Source organism: Geobacillus sp. CAMR5420 (assembly GCF_000691465.1).
GTDB lineage: Bacteria > Bacillota > Bacilli > Bacillales > Anoxybacillaceae > Geobacillus > Geobacillus thermoleovorans.
On the sequence record NZ_JHUS01000085.1, the window covers coordinates 1 to 2176 of the forward strand.

2 protein-coding genes are annotated in these 2176 nt (G+C 37.4%); both read left to right on the forward strand.

Annotated elements, in window-relative coordinates; genetic code table 11:
- The first annotated feature begins 281 nt into the window (after window positions 1-281).
- On the forward strand, window positions 282-407 hold the full coding sequence (locus DI44_RS19690; RefSeq protein ID WP_257722310.1) for a hypothetical protein: 126 nt from the start codon (window positions 282-284) through the stop codon (window positions 405-407).
- Between the two features lie 175 nt (window positions 408-582).
- A complete protein-coding gene (gene zwf, locus DI44_RS00165; RefSeq protein WP_033026712.1) occupies window positions 583-2040 on the forward strand; it encodes a glucose-6-phosphate dehydrogenase in 1458 nt (485 codons plus the stop codon).
- The last annotated feature ends 136 nt before the right edge of the window (window positions 2041-2176 follow it).

Sequence of the window (2176 nt, forward strand, 5' to 3'; positions counted from 1 at the left end):
ACAAATATTTTACTCACACTAATAAAGCACATACCCACAAATAAATGTTATACATATTTATTCTCACACATAGCAGACCCCATTCATTCCTTCTGGATGGTAAAGGCCTTTTCATGATTCATCCCGTTCATTGTATCTACAATATCTTTTATATCATTAAGTATATTTTTTTGCACTATATTATATTTTTATCACTACATGATAATAAAGTGCGTACTTCTCAATAAATTTTATACGCATTATACTAGCATCTGTGAACCAAATCATGAGCACTGAGCGGCATGAATCGTTTTGCTATTCCACGCGATATTTATCTCGGAGAGAATGCTCTCGCTGCTTTAAAAACGCTGGAAGGAACAAAAGCTGCCCTCATCATTGGCGGCGCCGTCAAGAAAAACAGTTTTTAGTGGACGATTTGGTTGAGCTTTCATGAACGAAAAAATACAAGAACAAGACTTTCTCCCTGAAATGGGCATTATTCATAAAAATACCAATTCGTGCAATGTAGTAAACCTCGTTACATCTGCTCTATCAGCTTTATTCTTTTTGAAAAATGTTTCAAAAAGACAGGGGGGGATCACATTGGATTCGATGACCTTTGTCCTGTTTGGGGCTACAGGTGATTTAGCGAAACGAAAAATTTTCCCTGCATTATATAATTTATTTCTTGATCAAAAAATGCCGCAGCCATTTTCCATTATTGGCGTAAGCAAAAGAGAATTATCCGATGAAGCATTTCAAATATATGTGGAAAATTCGGTAAAAACCTTTTCCAGACGTTTGACAAATGACCGTTCCAAAATGAAAGAGTTTCTCCGTGCGTTTCGTTATACCTCTTTAGATGTAACGAATGCACAAGGGTATAAAAAGTTGCTTGAAATGGTTCAACAACGTGAAAAAGAATTGAATATTCCTGAAAACCGTATGTTTTATTTATCGGTTGCGCCGGAATTTTTTGATGTGATCGCGTCGAACATCAAGGAAAGCGGGTTAGGATCCACAAAAGGTTGGAAACGTCTGATTATCGAAAAACCGTTTGGCCACGATATCCAATCGGCCCAAGATTTAAACGAAAAGTTAAGTCAAGCTTTTGAAGAAGAAGAAATTTATCGGGTAGATCATTACCTTGGAAAGCCGATGGTCCAAAACCTTGAAGCTTTAAAATTTGCCAATCCTGTGTTTCAAGCGATATGGAACAATCAATATATAGCCAATGTGCAAATTACGGCAAGTGAAACGGTTGGAGTAGAACAAAGAGCAAGCTATTATGATCAGGCAGGAGCCATTCGCGATATGTTTCAAAATCATATGCTGCAATTGTTAATGATGACAGCCATGCACCTGCCAAAACAGATTAGCGCAAAAGAAATCCGTAATGAGAAAAGAAAAATCATGGAATCTCTTCGACCAATACAGAAAGAAGAAGTAGGTTTACACGTCGTTCGTGGTCAATACGGTCCTGGAGAAATCCATGGTAAACCAGTTGTTGGATATAAAGAAGAACCTGGAATCAATGCTTCTTCAACAACGGAGACATTTGTTGCTGCTCGTTTGTGGATTGATGATGAAAATTGGAGCGGGGTACCATTCTATATTCGTACAGGTAAAAGAATGAAGGAAAAGTCCACACGTATTGTGATTGAATTTAAAAATCCATTAAAGGAATGGTACTTACCGAAAAATGAGGAAACAACTCCTAATCTTTTGGTGATTCAAATCAATCCGAACGAAGGTGTTTCGTTGCAATTCAATAGTAAAAATATATTCAACAATGGAAAGATGGAACCCGTTCATATGCACTTTACAACTAATCAGAAAGAGGTACCCGAAGCCTATGAACTCTTAATTTTTGACGCTTTACATGGCGATTCGACTTTCTTTGCTCATTGGAAAGAAGTTGAACTATCTTGGAAATGGATACAACCTGTTTTAGAGGCATTTGAGGAAAATCTCCTTCCACTCCACTCATATCGTTCAGGTTCGATGGGACCGGCGGCTTCTTATCAATTATTGAAAGAAGACGGATTTTATTGGCGGTAGGTAATCACTTTCGGAGCAAACTTGAAAACATAATTTCTGAAATGTGAAATGGGAAGTACATTATTCTACCAGCCAATCTCCTTTGATCAAGATATTTTATTTTTAGGAGGTAATCGGCATGAGAGTCGGGTTAATC